General features: G+C 41.3%; 18 protein-coding genes. 7 read left to right on the top strand and 11 right to left on the bottom strand.

Annotated features, from left to right (window positions below; genetic code table 11):
- The first annotated feature begins 34 nt into the window (after positions 1–34).
- Positions 35–1,495 (top strand): beta-Ala-His dipeptidase, encoded by a 1,461-nt coding sequence (gene pepD / locus M998_RS14865; protein ID WP_068909581.1) that lies wholly within the window; start codon positions 35–37, stop codon positions 1,493–1,495.
- A gap of 93 nt (positions 1,496–1,588) precedes the next feature.
- Here the strand turns inward: pepD and dinB are convergent, their stop codons facing one another.
- On the bottom strand, positions 1,589–2,650 hold the full coding sequence (dinB, locus tag M998_RS14860; protein ID WP_068909579.1) for a DNA polymerase IV: 1,062 nt from the start codon (positions 2,648–2,650) through the stop codon (positions 1,589–1,591).
- Between the two features lie 174 nt (positions 2,651–2,824).
- On the opposite strand from dinB, the gene M998_RS14855 reads away from it, so the two are divergent.
- The 4 genes from M998_RS14855 (at position 2,825) to M998_RS14840 (ending at position 7,303) form a co-directional block, all read left to right on the top strand.
- On the top strand, positions 2,825–5,137 hold the full coding sequence (locus tag M998_RS14855) for a TonB-dependent hemoglobin/transferrin/lactoferrin family receptor (RefSeq protein ID WP_068909578.1): 2,313 nt from the start codon (positions 2,825–2,827) through the stop codon (positions 5,135–5,137).
- Between the two features lie 83 nt (positions 5,138–5,220).
- Complete coding sequence (locus M998_RS14850) at positions 5,221–5,733, top strand: RNA polymerase sigma factor (protein ID WP_068439694.1); 513 nt, start codon at positions 5,221–5,223, stop codon at positions 5,731–5,733.
- A gap of 68 nt (positions 5,734–5,801) precedes the next feature.
- Complete coding sequence (locus M998_RS14845; protein WP_197467543.1) at positions 5,802–6,695, top strand: glycerophosphodiester phosphodiesterase family protein; 894 nt, start codon at positions 5,802–5,804, stop codon at positions 6,693–6,695.
- 236 nt (positions 6,696–6,931) lie between these two features.
- Positions 6,932–7,303: a hypothetical protein gene (locus M998_RS14840; RefSeq protein ID WP_068909576.1), complete on the top strand. Its 372-nt coding sequence runs from the start codon at positions 6,932–6,934 to the stop codon at positions 7,301–7,303.
- Between the two features lie 115 nt (positions 7,304–7,418).
- Here M998_RS14840 and nqrM read toward each other — a convergent pair whose 3' ends face one another.
- From nqrM to M998_RS14800, 8 genes are all read right to left on the bottom strand, one after another.
- A complete protein-coding gene (gene nqrM / locus M998_RS14835) occupies positions 7,419–7,646 on the bottom strand; it encodes a (Na+)-NQR maturation NqrM (RefSeq protein ID WP_068909574.1) in 228 nt (75 codons plus the stop codon).
- Positions 7,647–7,658: 12 nt separating this feature from the next.
- Positions 7,659–8,693, bottom strand: coding sequence for an FAD:protein FMN transferase (locus M998_RS14830; RefSeq protein WP_068439576.1), 1,035 nt, complete (start codon positions 8,691–8,693; stop codon positions 7,659–7,661).
- A gap of 65 nt (positions 8,694–8,758) precedes the next feature.
- Complete coding sequence (gene nqrF / locus M998_RS14825) at positions 8,759–9,985, bottom strand: NADH:ubiquinone reductase (Na(+)-transporting) subunit F (protein ID WP_068909572.1); 1,227 nt, start codon at positions 9,983–9,985, stop codon at positions 8,759–8,761.
- 15 nt (positions 9,986–10,000) lie between these two features.
- The gene (nqrE, locus tag M998_RS14820) at positions 10,001–10,597 is read right to left on the bottom strand and encodes an NADH:ubiquinone reductase (Na(+)-transporting) subunit E (RefSeq protein ID WP_006657396.1); all 597 of its coding nucleotides are present in this window, start codon (positions 10,595–10,597) and stop codon (positions 10,001–10,003) included.
- A gap of 4 nt (positions 10,598–10,601) precedes the next feature.
- The gene (locus M998_RS14815) at positions 10,602–11,231 is read right to left on the bottom strand and encodes an NADH:ubiquinone reductase (Na(+)-transporting) subunit D (RefSeq protein WP_068439572.1); all 630 of its coding nucleotides are present in this window, start codon (positions 11,229–11,231) and stop codon (positions 10,602–10,604) included.
- On the bottom strand, positions 11,224–12,018 hold the full coding sequence (locus tag M998_RS14810) for a Na(+)-translocating NADH-quinone reductase subunit C (protein ID WP_068909571.1): 795 nt from the start codon (positions 12,016–12,018) through the stop codon (positions 11,224–11,226). The genes M998_RS14815 and M998_RS14810 overlap by 8 nt, the downstream gene beginning before the upstream one ends.
- Positions 12,011–13,249, bottom strand: a complete 1,239-nt coding sequence (locus M998_RS14805; protein ID WP_068909569.1) for an NADH:ubiquinone reductase (Na(+)-transporting) subunit B — start codon at positions 13,247–13,249, stop codon at positions 12,011–12,013. The genes M998_RS14810 and M998_RS14805 overlap by 8 nt, the downstream gene beginning before the upstream one ends.
- 4 nt (positions 13,250–13,253) lie before the next feature.
- The gene (locus M998_RS14800; RefSeq protein ID WP_068909568.1) at positions 13,254–14,597 is read right to left on the bottom strand and encodes a Na(+)-translocating NADH-quinone reductase subunit A; all 1,344 of its coding nucleotides are present in this window, start codon (positions 14,595–14,597) and stop codon (positions 13,254–13,256) included.
- A gap of 415 nt (positions 14,598–15,012) precedes the next feature.
- Between M998_RS14800 and M998_RS14795 the strand changes: the two genes are divergently transcribed.
- Complete coding sequence (locus M998_RS14795; protein ID WP_068439564.1) at positions 15,013–15,750, top strand: L,D-transpeptidase family protein; 738 nt, start codon at positions 15,013–15,015, stop codon at positions 15,748–15,750.
- Here the strand turns inward: M998_RS14795 and M998_RS14790 are convergent.
- Positions 15,721–16,488 (bottom strand): class II glutamine amidotransferase, encoded by a 768-nt coding sequence (locus M998_RS14790; RefSeq protein ID WP_068909566.1) that lies wholly within the window; start codon positions 16,486–16,488, stop codon positions 15,721–15,723. The two genes, M998_RS14795 and M998_RS14790, sit on opposite strands and share 30 nt — an antisense overlap.
- A gap of 27 nt (positions 16,489–16,515) precedes the next feature.
- Positions 16,516–17,094: a D-sedoheptulose 7-phosphate isomerase gene (gene lpcA / locus M998_RS14785; protein ID WP_068439560.1), complete on the bottom strand. Its 579-nt coding sequence runs from the start codon at positions 17,092–17,094 to the stop codon at positions 16,516–16,518.
- A gap of 399 nt (positions 17,095–17,493) precedes the next feature.
- Between lpcA and fadE the strand changes: the two genes are divergently transcribed.
- The gene (gene fadE / locus M998_RS14780; protein WP_068909564.1) at positions 17,494–19,959 is read left to right on the top strand and encodes an acyl-CoA dehydrogenase FadE; all 2,466 of its coding nucleotides are present in this window, start codon (positions 17,494–17,496) and stop codon (positions 19,957–19,959) included.
- The last annotated feature ends 46 nt before the right edge of the window (positions 19,960–20,005 follow it).

Below are 20,005 nucleotides of genomic sequence, written 5' to 3'. Positions count from 1 at the left end.
GGGAACATAAGATAACTGATTGAAGGAGAAAAACGTGTCACAACTAACCACCCTATCCCCCCAACCCCTTTGGGACATTTTCGCCAAAATCTGCTCCATCCCTCACCCATCTCACCATGAAGAAGCACTAGCGGCTCACATTATTGAATGGTCAAAAGGGAAAGGATTTCACGTTGAACGCGATCAGATTGGTAATATTTTGATCCGTAAACCAGCCACTTCTGGCTATGAAAATCGTAAAGCAGTTGTCTTACAAGCGCACTTGGATATGGTTCCGCAAAAAAATAATGATACGGTGCACGATTTTACCAAAGATCCCATCCGCCCTTATATCAATGGTGAATGGGTCACAGCAGAAGGAACAACTTTAGGCGCTGATAATGGCATTGGTATGGCTTCTGCACTGGCGGTATTAGCAGATGACACCGTTGAACATGGCCCACTTGAAGTTTTACTGACCATGACTGAAGAAACCGGCATGGACGGAGCTTTTGGTTTACAAGCAAACTGGCTACAAGCTGACATTCTGATCAACACTGACTCAGAGGAAGAAGGCGAAATCTATATGGGTTGCGCAGGTGGCGTTGATTTCACTGCAACCTTTGACTTAACCCGTGAAGCACTACCTCAAGGTTATAAAACCTTTACCTTGACCTTAAAAGGATTGAAAGGGGGTCACTCAGGTGGGGATGTTCATTTAGGTTTAGGCAACGCAAACAAATTATTAGCGCGTTTTCTGGCGGGTCATGCTGAAGATCTCAGCCTGAAATTACTCGAATTAACCGGTGGTACACTGCGTAACGCTATCCCACGTGAAGGTCATGCGATTATTGCAGTGCCTGCAGATAAAGTTGCTGAATTAACCGCGCTTAGAGCCCGTTATGAAGGTATTTTGCAGAATGAATTAGCAGTCGCTGAGCCAAATTTAGTCTTACTCCTCGAAGAAACAAAAACGGAACTAAAAGCTATCACTGACGACTGTCAAAAACGTTTTGTTTTCTTCTTAAATGCAGCGCCAAACGATGTTATTCGCATGAGTGATGTGGCTAAAGGTGTGGTTGAAACTTCACTCAATGAAGGCGTTGTCACGATGACAGAAGATAAAGCAGAAGTTATCTTCTTAGTGCGTTCATTAATCGATAGCGGCAAAAATTATGTTGTTAACATGCTAACGTCTATCAGCAAATTAGCCCAAGCAAAATATCGTGCAGAAGGCAGCTACCCCGGCTGGCAGCCAGATGCTGATTCCCCCGTCATGCATATCGTCAGCGAAACTTACCAACAACTGTTTGGCAAAACACCTAATATTATGGTGATCCATGCAGGCCTTGAGTGTGGTCTATTCAAAAAACCTTATCCTGAAATGGATATGGTTTCTATCGGCCCAACCATTCGTGGTGCTCACTCACCTGATGAACGCGTGCATGTGGAAAGTGTTGGACAATACTGGAAGCTGTTAACGGCTATCCTAAAAAATATCCCGGTTAAAAACTAATTAAGTTTTAATTCGGTTCCACCTAAGTACCTTGCGGGTCACATACGTCAGTATGTGACCCGAGTAGTGGAGTGCAGCCAACAATGCTGTCGCTTAAAGTATGAAGGATAATAATAATTGACGCTCAATTTGAGGACTCTGTAAGGTAACGTGCAGTCCGACTAATCGAACTCCTCGCCCCTCACGACGATTTTCCCATACCTGTTTTGCCATCTGCACTAAATCTTGCTTATCTAATATTGGATAAACATGCTCTTGCGTGGTTTGCTGGAAATCCCCAAATTTAAATTTCACCCCTTGGCGTGCGATACGTAAGTCTGGCTTGACCTTCGATAAGCGCAACTGCAGCTCATCATAAAGCTTATCTAACAATGGAAGGCATTCCTCCCATTGATGGATATCTTCCGCTAGCGTGCGCTCTACCCCCACAGATTTACGTAATCTATCTGGATTGATAGGCCGCTCATCGATAGCATGGCAGCGTTCCCACAATGCTTGCCCAAACTTCCCCATACTCTTCATTAATGCAACAGCATCATATTTTTGTACATCGGCACAAGTATGTAACCCCATATCCGCTAATTTTTGTGCGGTTACCTTGCCGACGCCGGGGATCTTTCGTAATGATAATGTCGACACAAAAGCCGCCATCTCTTGAGGCTTGATCACAAACTGTCCATTCGGCTTATTCATATCTGAGGCAATTTTGGCTAAAAACTTAATCGGGGCGATCCCCGCAGAAGCGGTTAACTGTAATTCATCAAAAATTTGTTGACGGATTTCTTGGGCAATTAATGTTGCTGAACCATGCAACTGCTGGCAATCGGTGACATCTAAGTATGCTTCATCAAGAGAAAGCGGCTCAATAAGATCAGTATAGCGAGCAAATATTTTACGGATATGTACCGATGTTTCTTTATATAACGCCATTCTTCCGGGAACAACTTTAAGATGAGGGCAAAGTCGTAAAGCAACCGCGGTAGACATTGCACTATGTACCCCATACCGACGAGCTTCATAATTCGCTGTGCTGATAACACCACGGCGATCAGCGCTTCCCCCAACAGCAATGGGTACATTACGTAGGCTAGGGTCATCACGCATCTCTATCGCGGCATAAAAGCAATCCATATCAATATGAATAATTTTGCGCATAATAAACTCACACCGGAAAAACACTGATTAAATATACAGTATAATAATAATGGATTCAATTATTCGACATATAACATTCTATTCAGAAATAATTATCATTTTCATTACCCGTTTGTACCACTAAAACGACTCATTAAACGTGTTTATGATATTGGCTAATTATTGGAAATAAGAATGAATAAAAATTGTACTTTATTGTTGCAAGCAGGTAGTCAATCTTCCTGCACTTTATTATCAGGGTTAAATCGGCTTTCTTTGATTAGTCTCCTTGTTGCGTCAGCAACAGCGACTAGCGCATTGGCTCAAACAGATTCAACATCAACGAAACAAGCGAAAAAACAAGATGATGTTGTTTTATTCCCAGCGCTATCCGTGGTGGGTAACTTGAATTCGAGCGTTGGCGCAGGTAGCTCAGTGCTCAAACTTAAAGATATTGAGCGCACACAAGCAAATAACCTCGCTGAACTGGTTGATCAACTTCCCGGAGTCTCCTCCTCTGGCTCACCTCGCCCTGGCGGGCAAACACTCAATATTTGGGGGATGGGGGATGTCGAAGATGTCAAAGTAACCCTTGATGATGCACCAAAAGGTTTTGAAAAATACCGCCAAGGATCGATATTTATTGAACCGGAGTTAATTAAACGTATTGATGTAGATAAAGGCCCTCACAATATCATGGACGGTAATGGTGGGTTTGGGGGAACAATTAAGATCACCACAAAAGATCCTAATGACCTCCTGCGTAAGGATCAAAACTTTGGGGCCATGTTCAAATACAGTTATCACACTAATGACCGACAAAATATATACAGCTCAGCACTTTATGGAAAAACACTCAATGGTGTTGCTGATGGTTTATTGTATGTCAGTAAAAGAAAAGGCGATGATTTACGTCGGCCCGATGGGACACGCTTTGGTTACTCAGATTCCGATCAAATGTCTTATCTGATCAAAACAAATATCTATTTAAACGATCAACACACCTTAAGCCTTTCCGCTATGCGATCCGAATCGGACAACCTTGTGCCGTGGGCAGCCAAGCGTGATGAGCTGCCAAATCCTACTCAAAGCGAAATCGACAAATATGGCTTTGATGGTGCCATGAAACGTAAACTGGTTCAGCGCGATCAACTCGACCAAAACTACAGTATAAAATGGAATTATGTTCCTGAAAATAATGACTGGGTTAACTTAACCACGACTTATGCCTTATCCAAAACTAAGCAGCACGATACTCGTCCTAAGCATGCCTCTACTTTTATGTCTTCAAGCCTTGGTAATGAAAGTTGGGTGGATTATACCGACCAATTATTTGATGTTCATAATGAAAGTATTTTTGATACCGGTAGATTAGAACACCAGCTTACTATTGGTGCTCGTTGGCATAAAAATGATCGCGGTATTTTGATGTTCGATAAAGGCAAAATTAGTAATCCTAATTATAACTATGGGTACTATCAACCTCAATTTATGCCTGCCGGTGTTCAAGAAACCACCAGTGCCTATATCCAAGATGCAATTACTTGGCGTACTTTAACCATTACACCGGGCGTACGTTATGACTACGTCAAAAACAAAGGAAAAGGCAATTTAGCGCAAACTTACATGGAAAAAGATCCACTCATTGCTCATGATTATCGCCCTGTGAGCTATGATGGTTTTTCGCCACACCTCGGTATTTTATGGAAAACCACGCCTAACCTAACATTATTTGGTGATATTAGCCGTACATGGCGAGCCCCTGTTATCGATGAGCAATATGAGGTGCAATTTGCGCGGAGCTCACTCACCGGAAGTAGTCGTAACCTCGGTAAAGAGCGGATGGATGGCATTCGGCTAGGCGCTATTTTCGATTTTGATCAGGTCATCCAAGCCGATGACCAGCTACAAATTCGAACCACCCTTTTTCGAAATAAAGGAAAGGATGAAATTTTTCGTCGCCGAGGCGAATATTGTGAAGCACAAAAGTATGGAACCGGTGAATGTGACAGACCCTTATCTAACTATCGGAATTTACCCGGCTATACTATTGAAGGCTTAGAAATTGAACTATTTTATGATAGCCCGAATACATTTGGTAAAGTGGCTTATTCCACCATCAAAGGGGAACGTGATGCTTCACCACGTGATCCTTGGTTTGAACAAAAAACCTGGATTGGCGAGATCCCTCCAGATACCTTACACGTCATGCTTGGCTACAAACTCCCACAATGGAATGCTAATTTTGGGATAACGGGAGACTTTGTGGGCCACCAAGTGCGGGCTCCGGAGGATAGAGATCCAAAGGCTAATTCTTGGGGTTATCCAAAATCCAAAGGTTATGCTCTTTATGGTGCATTTGCTCAATGGGAACCTGAATTCTTACCCGATACCACAGCAAGAGTCACCGTCACTAACTTATTTGAAAAAGATTACTACCCTTACCTTGGGGAATCTGTTTCTGGTGTAGGACGCGATATTCGACTTAATATCACAAAATACTTTTAATTAATTTCCGCCATAGGCTCCCATTAATAGGAGCCTAGCATTGACATTGATAATGCAAATGATAATAATTGCCATTTTTATTTATGGCAAAATATAACATTCGACCTAACAAACTATCTACAGCTGAAGAAAACCAGCTTTTTCATCAATATGCCCCTCGCTTATATCGATATATTCTTGCTCGAACACCTAACAGTGATATCGCACAAGAAATTATGCATGATGTTTTTATTCATACGATTGAAACATATCGCAGTCAAACTCTGCTCTTTCCACAAGCTTTTATGTATACCGTTGCCCTACGTAATATTGCTAATTTTTATCGACGTAAAGAAATAGAGATGCACTACCAACATCAATTGATAGAGCCAGAGCAAGAGTGGCACTTGGAAAATCAATTAGTTATTGAAGAACAATTGCGATTGGCATCAGAAAAACTCGCCACACTCCCTAAGCATGTGGAGAGCGCTTTTTTATTGGCTCAACTTGATGGAATGACCTATAAGCAAATCGCATTACAATTAAAAGTTAGTCCTAATTCTATTAAAAGCTACTTACAAAGAGCACGAAAAGTATTACAAAAAGGGCTCCAGTAATTTCATGTAATATATTGATATATTAATAATTTTAGGAAATGGAAATGATGAATTCAATGACTCCACGAATAAAACAAGGGATCACCGCTAGCCTACTTCTACTTGCAAGCCACAGTGCACTCGCGCTATCACCGCAAATCGTTGCCCACCGAGCCGGAACCGCAGATGCGCCAGAAAATACAATTTATGCGATTGATTTAGCAAATAAGAATAAAGCAGATGCAATATGGTTAACGGTTCAATTGAGTAAAGACGATCAGTTAGTTCTATATCGCCCAAGCGATCTAGACGCACTAACCAATAAAAAAGGCGCTATCTCAAATTATTCGGCGCAGCAACTTAACCAAATCAATGCTGCTTATAAATTTAATCAAAAAAATAATCTACAGCTACCCGCTGAAGATACAACCATCACAACACTAGAAGCCATTCTCAATAAATATCCAACAACCACATTTTACATTGATTTAAAATCGCCCGATGCGAACCCTCAAACACAAGCTATGGCAATTCTTGCTTTATTAGATAAAACTAACACCACAGATAAAGTTCGCTTCTATTCTACCAATAACGATTTTATCAAAGCATTAAATAAGCTCTCAGAAAAGATCCACACCTTTGAAAGTCGCGATGAAACTCGCACTATCTTGGCTAATAGTGTTATGGATCACCAATGTTCTTTGCCAACTGAGACTCAATCAAATTCCGCAAAAACACCAGCAGATCGCTGGTATGGGTTTGAACTACATCGAAAAGTTGAAGTCGTTGAAAAATATACCCTAGGAGAGGCGCGTTCTCCGGCTACATTGTCATGGGATAAAGAAGCTATCGACTGCTTTAAGAAAAATGGTAACGCCTATATTATTTTATTTGGTGTAAATAACGCGAGCGATTACCAATTAGCAACAGAAATTGGTGCTGATGCCGTCATGGTTGACTCCCCAAAAGCCTTTAAAAAATAATTAATTATATGGCTTAAACTAAATTTAAAAATAACATGATATATCAAAGTTAATTCTAAATAATTTAAGTCATATCTTTTATTAAAAATATTCTACCCTATAAAATTCTTCGTTATTTTTTATATTTATCTTACCTCATCAAGCCTTTTTTCATTAATAAATAACAATCAATATTAATTACACACCTAAGACCTAATGCCATGATTATTTAAATTTAAAATAAGAGGATTTAATTCATGTCACCAATATCTGGGTCAATATCTATTGAAAATTTTTGGAATGAAGATTTAAGAAAAGTTGAAATTCATTATCACCGAGGCTCTACCACAATCGATACGGTTTTTATTCTCTATAACGTAGCAGATAAAAAAACCATAAAAGACGCCCACTCATTCACCTTTAACTCCACAGATAAGAGTGATTGGAAAGCAAAAATAACCACTAAGCAAGGCCAGACTTGGAGTAGTGGGGAGTTTTTTCCTTGCCAACTCACTGATAATGATAATGATAATGGAAAAGTAACTATCAGGTTTAATGGAGATGCCAGAACAATGCATGTCATCTATCCTACATCGCTATCCTGCACTAAAAAAATGGTTTTAATTTAGCCAAATGATAATGACCAAATGATAATGAATAGGCGAATCATAAATTATATAAGCATACCGTTTTTGACAGGTATGCTTATATTTTATATGTCTAAATGATATAGAGCGTATTGCTTTAGATAATTCGGTTTTTATCTAACGTTTTTTGGCGTGCTTCTTCTCGTGCCATACGTTTTTTACGGGCATCACAAGGTTCGGGGCATTCGCAGACTTTTTCAACACCAATACTGCTTAGCCCACCACAGCTCCCTTGAATACTTTTACGCTTAATAATGTATCCAAGTGACATGCCTAAAAATGCCAGTAAAAATAAGACAAAGGCTGCAATAAACACATTTAGCATTCCTCTCTCCTCCTATTTACCGTTTTTCTTTAAAAAGGGTTCGAATGCTTTAGTATAGCGCTCTTCAAAGCCTTTATCTGTCTTAACGATCATGAAAACAGGTACATTCATCTTTTCAGCTAAGGCAAACCCTGCTTCCGGCCCTAATACATTCAGCCCAGTTGATAGCCCGTCAGCACTCATACAATCATCCGCAAGTACCGTAATTGAAACTAAATTATGGGTAATTGGTTTACCCGTTTTAGGATCAATTGTGTGAGAAAAACGAACACCATCTTGCTCAAAATAGTTACGGTAATCACCGGAAGTCGCAATTGAAAGGTTACCCGGCTCAATAATTTCTTGTGCTGTTTGGCTTACACCATCCGCAGAAGGCTTCTCTATGGCGATGCGCCAAGGTGCGTCTTTTCCATTATTACCACTCGTGCGAACTTCACCACCAATATCAACCATATAATCATTAATATTAAGGGATTCTAAGTACTCAGCAACAACATCGACACCGTAGCCCTTGGCTATTGATGAAAGATCAACATAGAGCTCTGGAATGGTTTTAATCAAGTTATTATCTTGTACCGACAGTTTTTCAATACCAACCCACGAACGACGTTTTTCGAGTTCTTCATTTGTTGGGGCTTTAGTCACTCGCCCTTCAGGGCCAAACCCCCATAAATTCACTAATGGTCCGACAGTTACATCTAAAGAGCCATCTGTTAGCTTATTAATTTCAATCGCTTTTTTTACGACTTTAGCCGTTGCTGCTGAAACAGGGAAAGGAACATTCACCTCTTTCGATTGATTAAAACGACTGAGTTCAGAATCAGGTCGATAAGTCGACATCTGATCATTAACTTCTTCCAAACGTTTATCAATCTCAGATTGAATCGCTTCAGGTGTATGTTCTGATGAATCCGTAACATATTTGACAGAATAATAGGTTCCCATTGTCTGTCCCTGAAGATTCTGTTGTTCAGGTCCACCACAAGCGGCTAAAAATAGTGTTGCTGCAAATAACAGCACGGGGGCGATCACTTTTCTGTTTAGCATCATTTTCTCTGCTTAAATCGTAAACGCCCACATTTGTGGGCGCTAAATAAAACAACTTAGGTTACTTAACCACCGAAATCATCCAGTAAGATATTATCATCCTCAACACCAAGATCTTTAAGCATCTTGATAACAGCGGCGTTCATCATTGGAGGTCCACACATATAGAACTCACAATCTTCTGGCGCAGGGTGATCCTTTAAGTAATTTTCATACAGGACATTATGAATAAATCCAGTATAGCCATCCCAATTATCTTCCGGCATTGCGTCAGAAAGTGCAACATGCCAAGTGAAATTTTCATGTTCCGCAGCGAGTTGATCGAAATCTTCCGTATAGAACATTTCACGTTTAGAACGTGCACCATACCAAAAACTGATTTTACGTTTAGAATCTAAGCGACGTAATTGGTCAAAGATATGGGAACGCATAGGCGCCATACCCGCACCACCACCAACAAAGATCATTTCAGCTTCAGTTTCTTTAGCAAAGAACTCACCAAATGGCCCCGAAATAGTCACTTTATCACCTGGCTTCAATGACCAAATATAAGAAGACATAATTCCTGGAGGTACATCTGGGTTACGTGGTGGCGGTGTTGCAATACGCACGTTCAGCAAGATAATACCGTGCTCTTCAGGATAGTTAGCCATTGAATATGCACGAACAGTTGGCTCTTTCACCTCAGAAACATAACGGAATAAATTGAACTTATCCCAGTCTTCACGGTATTCCAGTGGTACATCAAAATCCGCATACTTCACAACGTGTTCAGGGCATTCAATTTGAATGAAACCGCCCGCGCGGAATGGAACGACTTCCCCATCAGGAATTTTCAGCTTCAGCTCTTTAATGAAAGTCGCTTTGTTATCATTAGAGATAACTTCACATTCCCATTTTTTAACACCAAAAATTTCTTCAGGTAATTCTATTTTCAGGTCTTGCTTAACATTCACCTGACAAGCCAAACGGCAACCTTCTTTCGCTTCACGCTTATTAATATGCGAAAGCTCGGTTGGTAAAATATCACCGCCGCCCTCTTTGATTTTCACGCGGCACTGGCCACATGAACCACCACCACCACAAGCTGATGAAACAAAGATACCTTGGTTTGCCAGCATACCTAGCAGTTTATCCCCTGCAGGAGCGTCAAAACTTTTATCAGGGTCGCCATTGACTTCAACTTTGATATTCCCCGTGTTAACCAGCTTGGATTTTGCAAACAAGATTAAACCTGTTAGCGCCAAGACGATCAGGGTGAACATCACTACACCTAGAATAATAATTTCCATGAATTCTTCTCGCCTTTATAGCTGCACACCGGAGAAGGACATAAAGCCCAATGCCATCAAACCGGTCGTAACAAAGGTGATGCCTAACCCTTTTAGACCCGCTGGAATATCTGAATATTTCATTTTTTCACGGATTGCTGCCATCAATACGATCGCGAGCATCCAGCCGATCCCCGAACCAAACCCATATACAATGGATTCAGTAAAGTTGTAATCGCGCTGAGCCATGAAAGACACACCACCAAAAATTGCACAGTTAACGGTAATCAACGGTAAGAAGATACCCAGTGCGTTATACAGTGATGGGAAATAACGATCCAAAATCATTTCCAGAATTTGAACCAATGCAGCAATAACCCCAATGAACGTAATGAAGTTAAGGAACGATAAATCGACTCCTTCAACCAATGCGCCATCACGTAAGACTAAATTGTAAACAAGGTTATTCGCTGGGACAGAAATACCTAATACAACGGTAACTGCAATCCCAAGACCAAAAGCAGTTTTGACATTCTTTGATACGGCGAGGAATGTACACATTCCCAAGAAGAAGGCTAATGCCATATTTTCAATAAATATAGCTTTAACAAACAAGCTAATATAATGTTCCATTAGATTATTCCTTCTCTACTTGGGCTGGTTTCAGGATACGTAATCCCCAAATCAACATGCCAATAATAAAGAATGCACTTGGCGCCAGTAAGAACAGCCCATTTGGCATGTACCAACCACCATTTTGCAGTGATTCAAATACGGTAATACCGAACAACTTACCTGACCCAAAGAGTTCACGGAGGAAACCGACTAATACAAGGATCACACCATAGCCAAGACCATTACCAATACCATCCATAAAGCTTTCAATCGGAGGTGACTTCATCGCGTACGCTTCAGCACGCCCCATCACGATACAGTTGGTGATGATCAAACCAACAAAGACAGAAAGCTGTTTTGATATTTCATAAGCATAAGCACGTAAGATTTGGTCAACGACAATAACTAATGACGCAATAATTGCCATTTGAACAATAATACGCACACTACTTGGAATGTAGTTTCGAATCAGTGAGATAAAAAAGTTAGAAAAAGCAGTAACCAGTGTGACAGCAATCGTCATCACCAGTGCAGTCTCTAATTTGGTGGTTACCGCTAATGCAGAGCACACCCCCAAAACCTGTAAGGCAATTGGGTTATTATCTAACAACGGTCCAAGAAGGACGCGTTTTACTTCTTTTGAATCAGCCATTATTCAGCGCTCCTTCACGTACTTTTTTCAGGAACGGACCAAAACCGTTATCACCCATCCAGAAATCAAAGGTGTGTTGAATTCCGTTTGATGTCAGTGTTGCACCTGAAAGACCATCGATGCCATAAGGACTATCTGTTGCGCCACTACGCACGATTTTAATTGCTGGCATACCTTGCTCATTGATCAGTTTTTTACCCGGCCACTGAGCTATCCATTGTTTATTATCCACTTCCCCACCAAGACCAGGGGTTTCACCATGTGCATAGTAAGTAATACCGCGAGAAGTGATGCCATCAATATCAACAGCAACAAAGGCATACATCACAGACCACAAACCTGAACCATAAACAGGAAGAATGATTTGAGAAACTTTTCCTGCGTCATCTTTAACTAAGTAAATTTCAGCACTGTTTGCGCGGCGACGAATTTTGGCAATATCTTCTGCAGGTGATAATGCGATACTGGTTTCATCACTGCGTAATTCATTGTTTAAATCAAACCGGCTAGTACCATCAGATAACTCATTGGTTTTAAAACTCAAAAGCTTAGGCGTTATACGATCTCTGTAAACCTCTTGAACTTCCTCTGCGGTCATTTTCGGTTTTAGTAAACCTGCGACACTGAGGATATTACGCTGTGTATCTAACAAGATTTGTTCTTGCTGCTGTGGTTTTAAACCAACAGCCGCACCAGCCACCACGACGGAACACACTAAGCATAGGATGAAAACGACGAGGAATGTCCTTCCGATGCTATCTTTGTTATTCGATTTTTCATTAGCCACGGGCTTTTCTCCGCTTAATATTTGCTTGAACGACCATATAGTCAAACAGAGGAGCAAACAGGTTGGCGAACAGGATTGCTAGCATCATCCCTTCTGGATAGGCTGGATTTACAACCCTGATAAGTACGCACATTACACCGATCAGAATACCGTATGCCCACTTGCCTTTATCGGTAAATGAAGCGGAAACGGGGTCTGTCGCCATAAAGATCATACCGAAGGCAAAGCCACCGAGAACCATATGCCACCACCATTGCATTGCAAACAATGGGTTGGTGTCTGAACCGATAAGATTGAACAAGTAAGACATGGCAATCATGCCTAACATAACACCGGCAACAATACGCCAAGAAGCAATCCGGAAGAAAATAATGAGCGCACCGCCAATAAATATCATCAGCGTTGAAACTTCACCAATCGAACCGGGCATATTGCCTAAGAAGGCCTGCATCCATGTGATAGGTTCACCTGTCACGGTGTTCATCAGAGCGCTTTCGCCGCCTGTTGCCCACTGTGAAAGCGGTGTAGCGCCAGAGAAACCATCAGCCGCAGTCCAAACTAAGTCACCTGAAATTTGAGCCGGATAAGCAAAGAAAAGAAAAGCACGGCCTGCCAATGCAGGGTTTAAGAAGTTACGGCCTGTTCCACCAAAGATTTCTTTCGCCACCACAACACCAAATGTAATCCCTAATGCCGCTTGCCATAATGGAATGGTTGGCGGAACAATTAGCGCAAAAAGTATTGAAGAGATAAAGAAGCCTTCGTTGATTTCATGCCCGCGGATCATGGCGAATAAAACTTCCCAGAAACCGCCTACGAGGAATACAACGAGATAAATAGGCAGAAAATATACTGCGCCAAGCAGCATTTTACTTCCCCAACCTGCATCCGGTGTTAGTGATGCCCCTAACATTTGAGCAAGGCTGTAATGCCAATCGCTCGCAAGAACTTGTTGTAGCTCAGCACCACTGTATAAATGATGTAATGCAGGAATAGCTTGGTTCCCGACGTTATACATTCCCCAGAACATCGCAGGGAAAACGGCGAGCCAAACTAAAATCATCATACGCTTAAGGTCAATGGTATCACGAACGTGAGAACGACCTTTGGTAACGGTTCCCGGCGTGTAAAAAACTGTCGAAACAGCTTCAAACAACGCATAGTATTTCTCTAGTTTTCCACCGGGTTCAAAATGGTGCTCATATTTTTCAAATAAATTTTTCAGACCCATGGAATTACCCTTCTAGCTCAATCTTGGTCAGAATATCACGCAGTACTGGACCATACTCATATTTAGCCGGGCATACATATGTACACAGCCCCAAGTCTTCTTCATCCAGTTCCAAACAACCCAACTCTTGAGAAGTATCCGTATCCCCAGCGAGAAGATCACGTAATAGATGGGTAATCATGATATCAAGTGGCATCACCCGCTCGTAGTTACCAATTGGTACCATTGAACGTTCACCGCCATTCATGGTTGTGGTGAAATTAAAACGCTTACCTTTAAGGAAATGCCCTATCGTGGTACGCGTAATCGTAAATTTATTCACGCCCGGCATAATCCAACCAAATAACTCTTTATTGCGATCTTCCGCTAAAACAGAAACTTGGTTATGAAAGCGCCCTAAATAATGATGTGTTTCATCACAGGTCACCCCCCAAAGCACAGAACCGGAAATAATACGGTTTTCCCCACCTTTAAGTTGACCTTGGGTTAATTCATACAGATCAGCCCCAAGGCAAGTGCGCAGTAAACGCGGCTTTTCAACTTGAGGTCCCGCTAAAGAAATCACTCGGTCGGTATCGAGATGACCGGTAATAAATAATTTTCCGATAGCAATAACGTCTTGATAATTTAGGCTCCATACCTTTTTCTTGATACTAACCGGTTCAAGATAATGGATATGTGTTCCTGCCAAACCTGCAGGATGTGGCCCAACAAATTGCGTATAGGTGATTTGTGAGTTAGCACTAACTTTCGGTAATTCTCCCATTCCATGACAAACATGGACTTTACCTTCCGTTAGATGACTCAGTACCATCAACCCATCATTAAACGCTTGCTCATTTTCGCGAATAATTATCAGCGGATCCGCTGCAAGAGGATTGGTGTCAATGGCTGTAACAAAAATAGCAACAGGTGATGAACCTGGCTGAGGTGAACGACTGAATGGGCGAGTTCTGATTGCCGTCCATAGACCCGATTTTAACAGATTTTGTTCAACCTGATCACGCGTTAATGTTGCAAGCTCATCTCGGTTATAAGCCGAAAATGTTTCTTGGTCGTTTCCCTCAATTTCAATCACAACTGACTGAAGTACACGACGCTCACCACGATGAATAGCAACGACTTTGCCGCAGGCGGGACTTGTAAACATCACACCCGGATTCTTTTTATCTTCAAAAAGAATTTGCCCTTTTATTACACGCTCACCTTCTTTAACCAGCATCGAAGGACGCATCCCGACATATTCTTCACCCAGCAAAGCTACGTGTTGAATTTTCGGGCCGTCTTCTATCACTTGGGCTGGCTCTCCTGCGATGGGAAGGTTGAGGCCTTTTTTAATTTTAATCATAAGATCTGCACAAGTTTATCAGTTAAACCCTAAGCTAACGATTCAGCAATGAATGATAGCGGCTCAGTAATAAAAACAGCTCAAGTTATTAATATAACTTAAGCAAGTAATTCTCTAATATTGTGATTCAATTTTCTTATTTTGCCGGGCGTAATTTTATCAGTTCCCTCACCCTATGTCCGGCTATAGAAGTGACATAGTTCAAGCAAATCGCAATAATATTTAAAATATTTTTGTAACAAATCGGAATTTCCGAGTATTATATTCATGTTTAACGATTGCTGCTTATTTTTCATACAATAAGCGTTCATTTCAAAATTATTAACATGCTATATTAAATTTTCATTTGCTCAGCTAAAATGACTTAAACATGTACTATTTTTAATCAACCTAACCTTTTATATTTGGCTTATGTATGAACTCAAGTAAATTTATTGGCTTAGTTTTATCCTTTAGTTTCACATATTCAGTGGTTGCTCAAGCAGAAAACAATTCATTTTTGCTTAATCACGAATCAAATAATAGTCGTGACTCATCGATTTTTATCCAGATATTTAAGCAAGAAGGTATTCTTGAGCTCTACCATAAAACGCCTAGTGGCCAATATAAAATAGCCAAAACATACCCAATATGTAAATTCTCTGGAGGACTAGGCCCTAAAAAATTAGAGGGTGATTTGAAAAGTCCTGAAGGATTTTATCAAATAACAGCATCTCAGTTAAATCCTAATAGTCGGTATTACCGATCTATTAACCTAGGTTTCCCTAATGAATTTGACAAAGCGCAAGGATATGACGGTAACTACCTGATGATTCACGGAAGTTGTGTCTCTGTAGGCTGTTACGCAATGACGGATGAATACATGAGCGAAATCTATCAAAAGGTAGAGATTGCATTTAAAAATGGTCAGTCGGCGATTGATGTAAACATCTATCCTTTCAAAATGACACCTGAAAATATGCTGCGTTATCGTAACTCAAGCCATTATTCATTTTGGAAGCAACTTCAGCCTGCTTATGATTATTTTAACCGTACAGGAAAACCTGCTGAAATATCAGTCACATTAGGTAAATATGCGGTTATTAGCATGCCAGAAACACCCACTAAATTATTGGGATCTAAGTCACAATATGCGTTGACCAAGGTAGAATAGCACAAAATTACCGGGCTCAATCTTTTGCCAACTTTCATTTCCCGTGAGAGGTGCAGTGGCAATGACTGATACAACATCTGTCGGTGTTGTGCACTGCTGAAAATCAATTTCCACATCTTGATCGAGTAATTTTGCTTTACCAAATGGGGATCGACGCGTGATCCAATGCAGCTTGGTGGAACTAAATGCCATCAAGTATTGCCCATCTGATAACAGCATGTTAAATACGCCTTTATTGCGAAGTTGGTCAGCTAAAATAGCAATGAAACGAAAAACAGCTTTCCAATTAGATGGCCGCCGGGGATATTTCTCTGCTAGTTGATGTAAAATCCAGCAAAATGCCCACTCGCTATCCGTTTCACCAATCGGACGGTAATTACCCGTTTTCAATGTCCTAAAACCTTTTAGCTGCCCATTATGCGCATAAGTCCAGTTACGTCCCCAAAGTTCACGCGTAAAAGGATGTGTATTCACTAATGAAACGTCACCGCGATTGGCTTGGCGAATATGTGCAACAATGGTTTCAGACTTAATCGGATACTCCTGCACAAAACGTGCAACAGGAGAAACAAAACTGGGTTGCGGGTCTTTAAATGTACGACAGCCCAGCCCTTCGTAGAAAGTAATACCCCAACCATCTTTATGAGGACCCGTTTGCCCGCCTCGAGATATTAGCCCACGAAGACTGAAAGAAATGTCAGTTGGTACATTGGCACTCATGCCAAGTAATTCGCACATTTAAAGACTCCAGCTAGAAATTAAAAACTATTTCACCATCTCTTTTTCAATTAATTGAATCAGGATATGGATCACTTTAATATGAATTTCTTGGATGCGATCGGCGTAACCAAAATGGGGAACACGAATTTCGATATCCGCAGTTCCCGCCATTTTACCGCCATCTTTACCCGTTAATGTGATCACTTTCATGCCTTTTTCACGAGCCGCACTTATTGCTTTAATGATATTTCCTGAATTTCCTGATGTAGAGATCCCCAGTAAAACATCACCTTTCATACCAACAGCTTCGATAAAGCGAGAAAAAACAAACTCATAACCAAAATCATTACTAACACAAGATAAATGGCTAACATCAGAAATCGCAATAGCTGGATAACCAGGGCGATTTTCACGATAACGTCCCGTTAATTCTTCAGCAAAATGCATTGCATCACAATGAGAACCGCCATTACCGCATGATAGTACTTTGCCCCCAGCTTTAAAGGAGTCTGCCAGCAATACTGCCGCTTTTTGAATCGCGTCAATATTCGCGCTATCGTTTAAAAAATTCGATAACGTATCGGCAGCTTCATTTAGCTCACCACGGATTAGGTCTTGATACATGAGGTTTCCCCTTAAATTTAACGAATGCGTCATTGAGATAACGACCAACCATTCCCTTGATAATTCAACATGGCAATGCCTAAGTATCGCCAATAACATGCCGTTTGGAAGATTGGAAATTAATCTTTAATACTCAGATTGTTGCACAGCATACAGTTTGTTTCTACTGATGATTGTGCGGTATTGGGCCTATTAACTTGATTAATTGTTTCACTTCTTTCATCACCACTGTTTTTTTGGTGTGTCTTTATTTTCTCGAAACTATCACGCCCTGTTATCTGATGTTTTTGTGAGCTGAGTTGTAATTAAGATGTAAATATATTGCTAACTTTTTATTAATAGGTATAGATTAAGATAACAAACAGGTCAGACCTCTTACAAGTAGACAGGAGTTTCACTATGATCCTTCTCAGCATCATTTTATTTCTAGGCTTAGTTGGTGTTCTTTGTTATCACAAAACATCGCTGGTATTGAGTACTATTCTGCTACTCGCATACACAGCGGTAATGGGCATATTAGATATATGGAGCTACTGGATGTTACTTCCTGTAGCTATTGTGCTTTTCCCTTTTGTTTTCACCCCAGTTCGCCAGTCATTTTTCTCTGGACGCGCCATGAAAATGTTCCAGAAGGTAATGCCTCCGATGTCGCGTACCGAAAAGGAAGCGATAGATGCAGGTACAACGTGGTGGGAAGGCGATCTATTCCGCGGTGCACCGGACTGGAATAAATTACATAATTATCCAAAACCACAACTCACCGCCGAAGAACAAGCTTTTATTGACGGTCCAGTTGAAACGGTTTGCGGCATGGTTAATGACTTTGAAGTCAGCCACGAGCTTGCTGACCTTACGCCTGAAGTATGGCAATACCTACGGGATCACCGTTTCTTCGCCATGATCATCAAGAAAGAATTTGGTGGCCTTGAATTTTCCGCTTATGCACAATCGCAAGTTTTACAAAAACTGGCGGGTGTATCCGGTATTTTAGCGATCACCGTTGGTGTACCAAACTCTTTAGGTCCAGGTGAGTTATTGCAACATTATGGTACTGATGAGCAAAAACAACGCTATTTACCCGGTCTTGCAACAGGCGAAGAGATCCCCTGTTTCGCGCTCACCAGCCCGGAAGCCGGTTCTGATGCAGGCGCAATCCCTGACTCAGGTATTGTTTGTATGGGGGAATGGCAAGGTGAACAAGTTTTGGGGATGCGTTTAAGCTGGAATAAACGATATATTACCCTTGCACCTATCGCAACCGTGCTTGGCCTTGCATTCAAACTCTCTGATCCTGAAAAATTACTCGGGGGAGAGAAAAACCTTGGCATCACTTGCGCATTAATACCGACAAACACACCGGGTGTTGAAATTGGTCATCGCCACTTTCCATTGAACGTACCCTTTATGAATGGTCCTACCCGTGGTGAAGATATCTTCGTTCCAATTGATTACATCATTGGCGGGCCAAAAATGGCAGGCCAAGGCTGGAGAATGCTAGTTGAGTGTCTCTCGGTTGGTCGTGGTATCACACTACCATCGAACTCAACGGGCAGCCTAAAAAGTATTGCGATGGCAACAGGGGCTTATTCTTATATTCGCCGTCAATTCAAACTCCCTATCGGTAAAATGGAAGGGATTGAAGAACCGCTTGCTCGCATCGCAGGTAATACCTATTTAATGGATGCCGCAGCAACTTTAATTACGTCAGGGATCATGCTCGGTGAAAAACCGGCGGTATTGTCTGCAATCGTAAAATACCATTGTACCCATCGCGGCCAGCGTGCGGTCATAGATGCAATGGATATCACCGGTGGTAAAGGTATTTGTCTTGGTGATTCAAACTTTGTTGCTAGAGCCTATCAGGGTGCGCCAATTGCGATCACTGTTGAAGGCGCTAATATCTTAACGCGCAGCATGATTATCTTTGGGCAAGGTGCAATTCGTTGCCACCCCTTTGTATTAGAAGAAATGGCCGCAGCACAAGACAATAACTTGCACAAATTTGATAAAGCGGTATTCGGTCATATTGGTCATGTGATCAGTAACCAATTCCGCAGCTTCTGGCTAGGTCTAACCAATGGCCGAGGTAGCAGCGCGCCAACTAAAGATGAAACACGTCGTTATTATCAGATGCTAAACCGCCAAAGTGCTAACTTAGCGTTGTTATCTGATGTGGCAATGGGTGTACTTGGTGGCAGTCTAAAACGTCGTGAACGTATCTCAGCACGCTTAGGTGATATTTTGAGTCACCTATATCTCGCTTCCGCCACGTTAAAACGTTATGAAGACGAAGGTCGTCAAAAAGCGGATTTACCTCTGGTGAAATGGTCTGTTGAAGATTGTTTGTATCAATCCGAAAAAGCCATTGATGAGTTACTGAAAAACTTTCCAAACCGCACTGTTGCAGGGTTAATGCGTATCACACTGTTCCCTCTGGGTCGTTCAATGTCCATGCCATCAGATAGGCTTGACCATAAACTGGCTCAACTTATTATGGAGCCATCGGAAACACGTGACAGGCTGGGACGTGGACAATATTTAACACCAACAGCGAACAATCCTCACGGGTTAGTTAACCAAGCGTTATACGATATTATTGCTGCAGAACCTATTTTCGACCGAATCTGTCGGTTGAAAGAACGCAAACTTAACTTTACTCGCTTAGATGAGTTGGCAGACCAAATGCTGGCTGAAAATGCAATTACGCAAGATGAAGCGGATATCTTACGTAAAGCAGAAGCAAGTAGATTGCGTACAATTAATGTCGATGAATTTGATTTTAATGACTTGGGAGTTATTCCTGAAAAAAAGTTGCAAGCTGAAGCTTCGGATGAACAACAATCGAAGAAGAAAAAAGCCGCTTAATTAAGTCAATTCAATGTAAAACAAGAAAGGAGCCAACAGGCTCCTT

The sequence above is a fragment of the Providencia heimbachae ATCC 35613 genome, from assembly GCF_001655055.1.
GTDB lineage: Bacteria > Pseudomonadota > Gammaproteobacteria > Enterobacterales > Enterobacteriaceae > Providencia > Providencia heimbachae.
The sequence above is the reverse complement of the archived record's forward strand: the minus strand, read 5'-3'. Positions and strand labels throughout refer to the sequence as shown.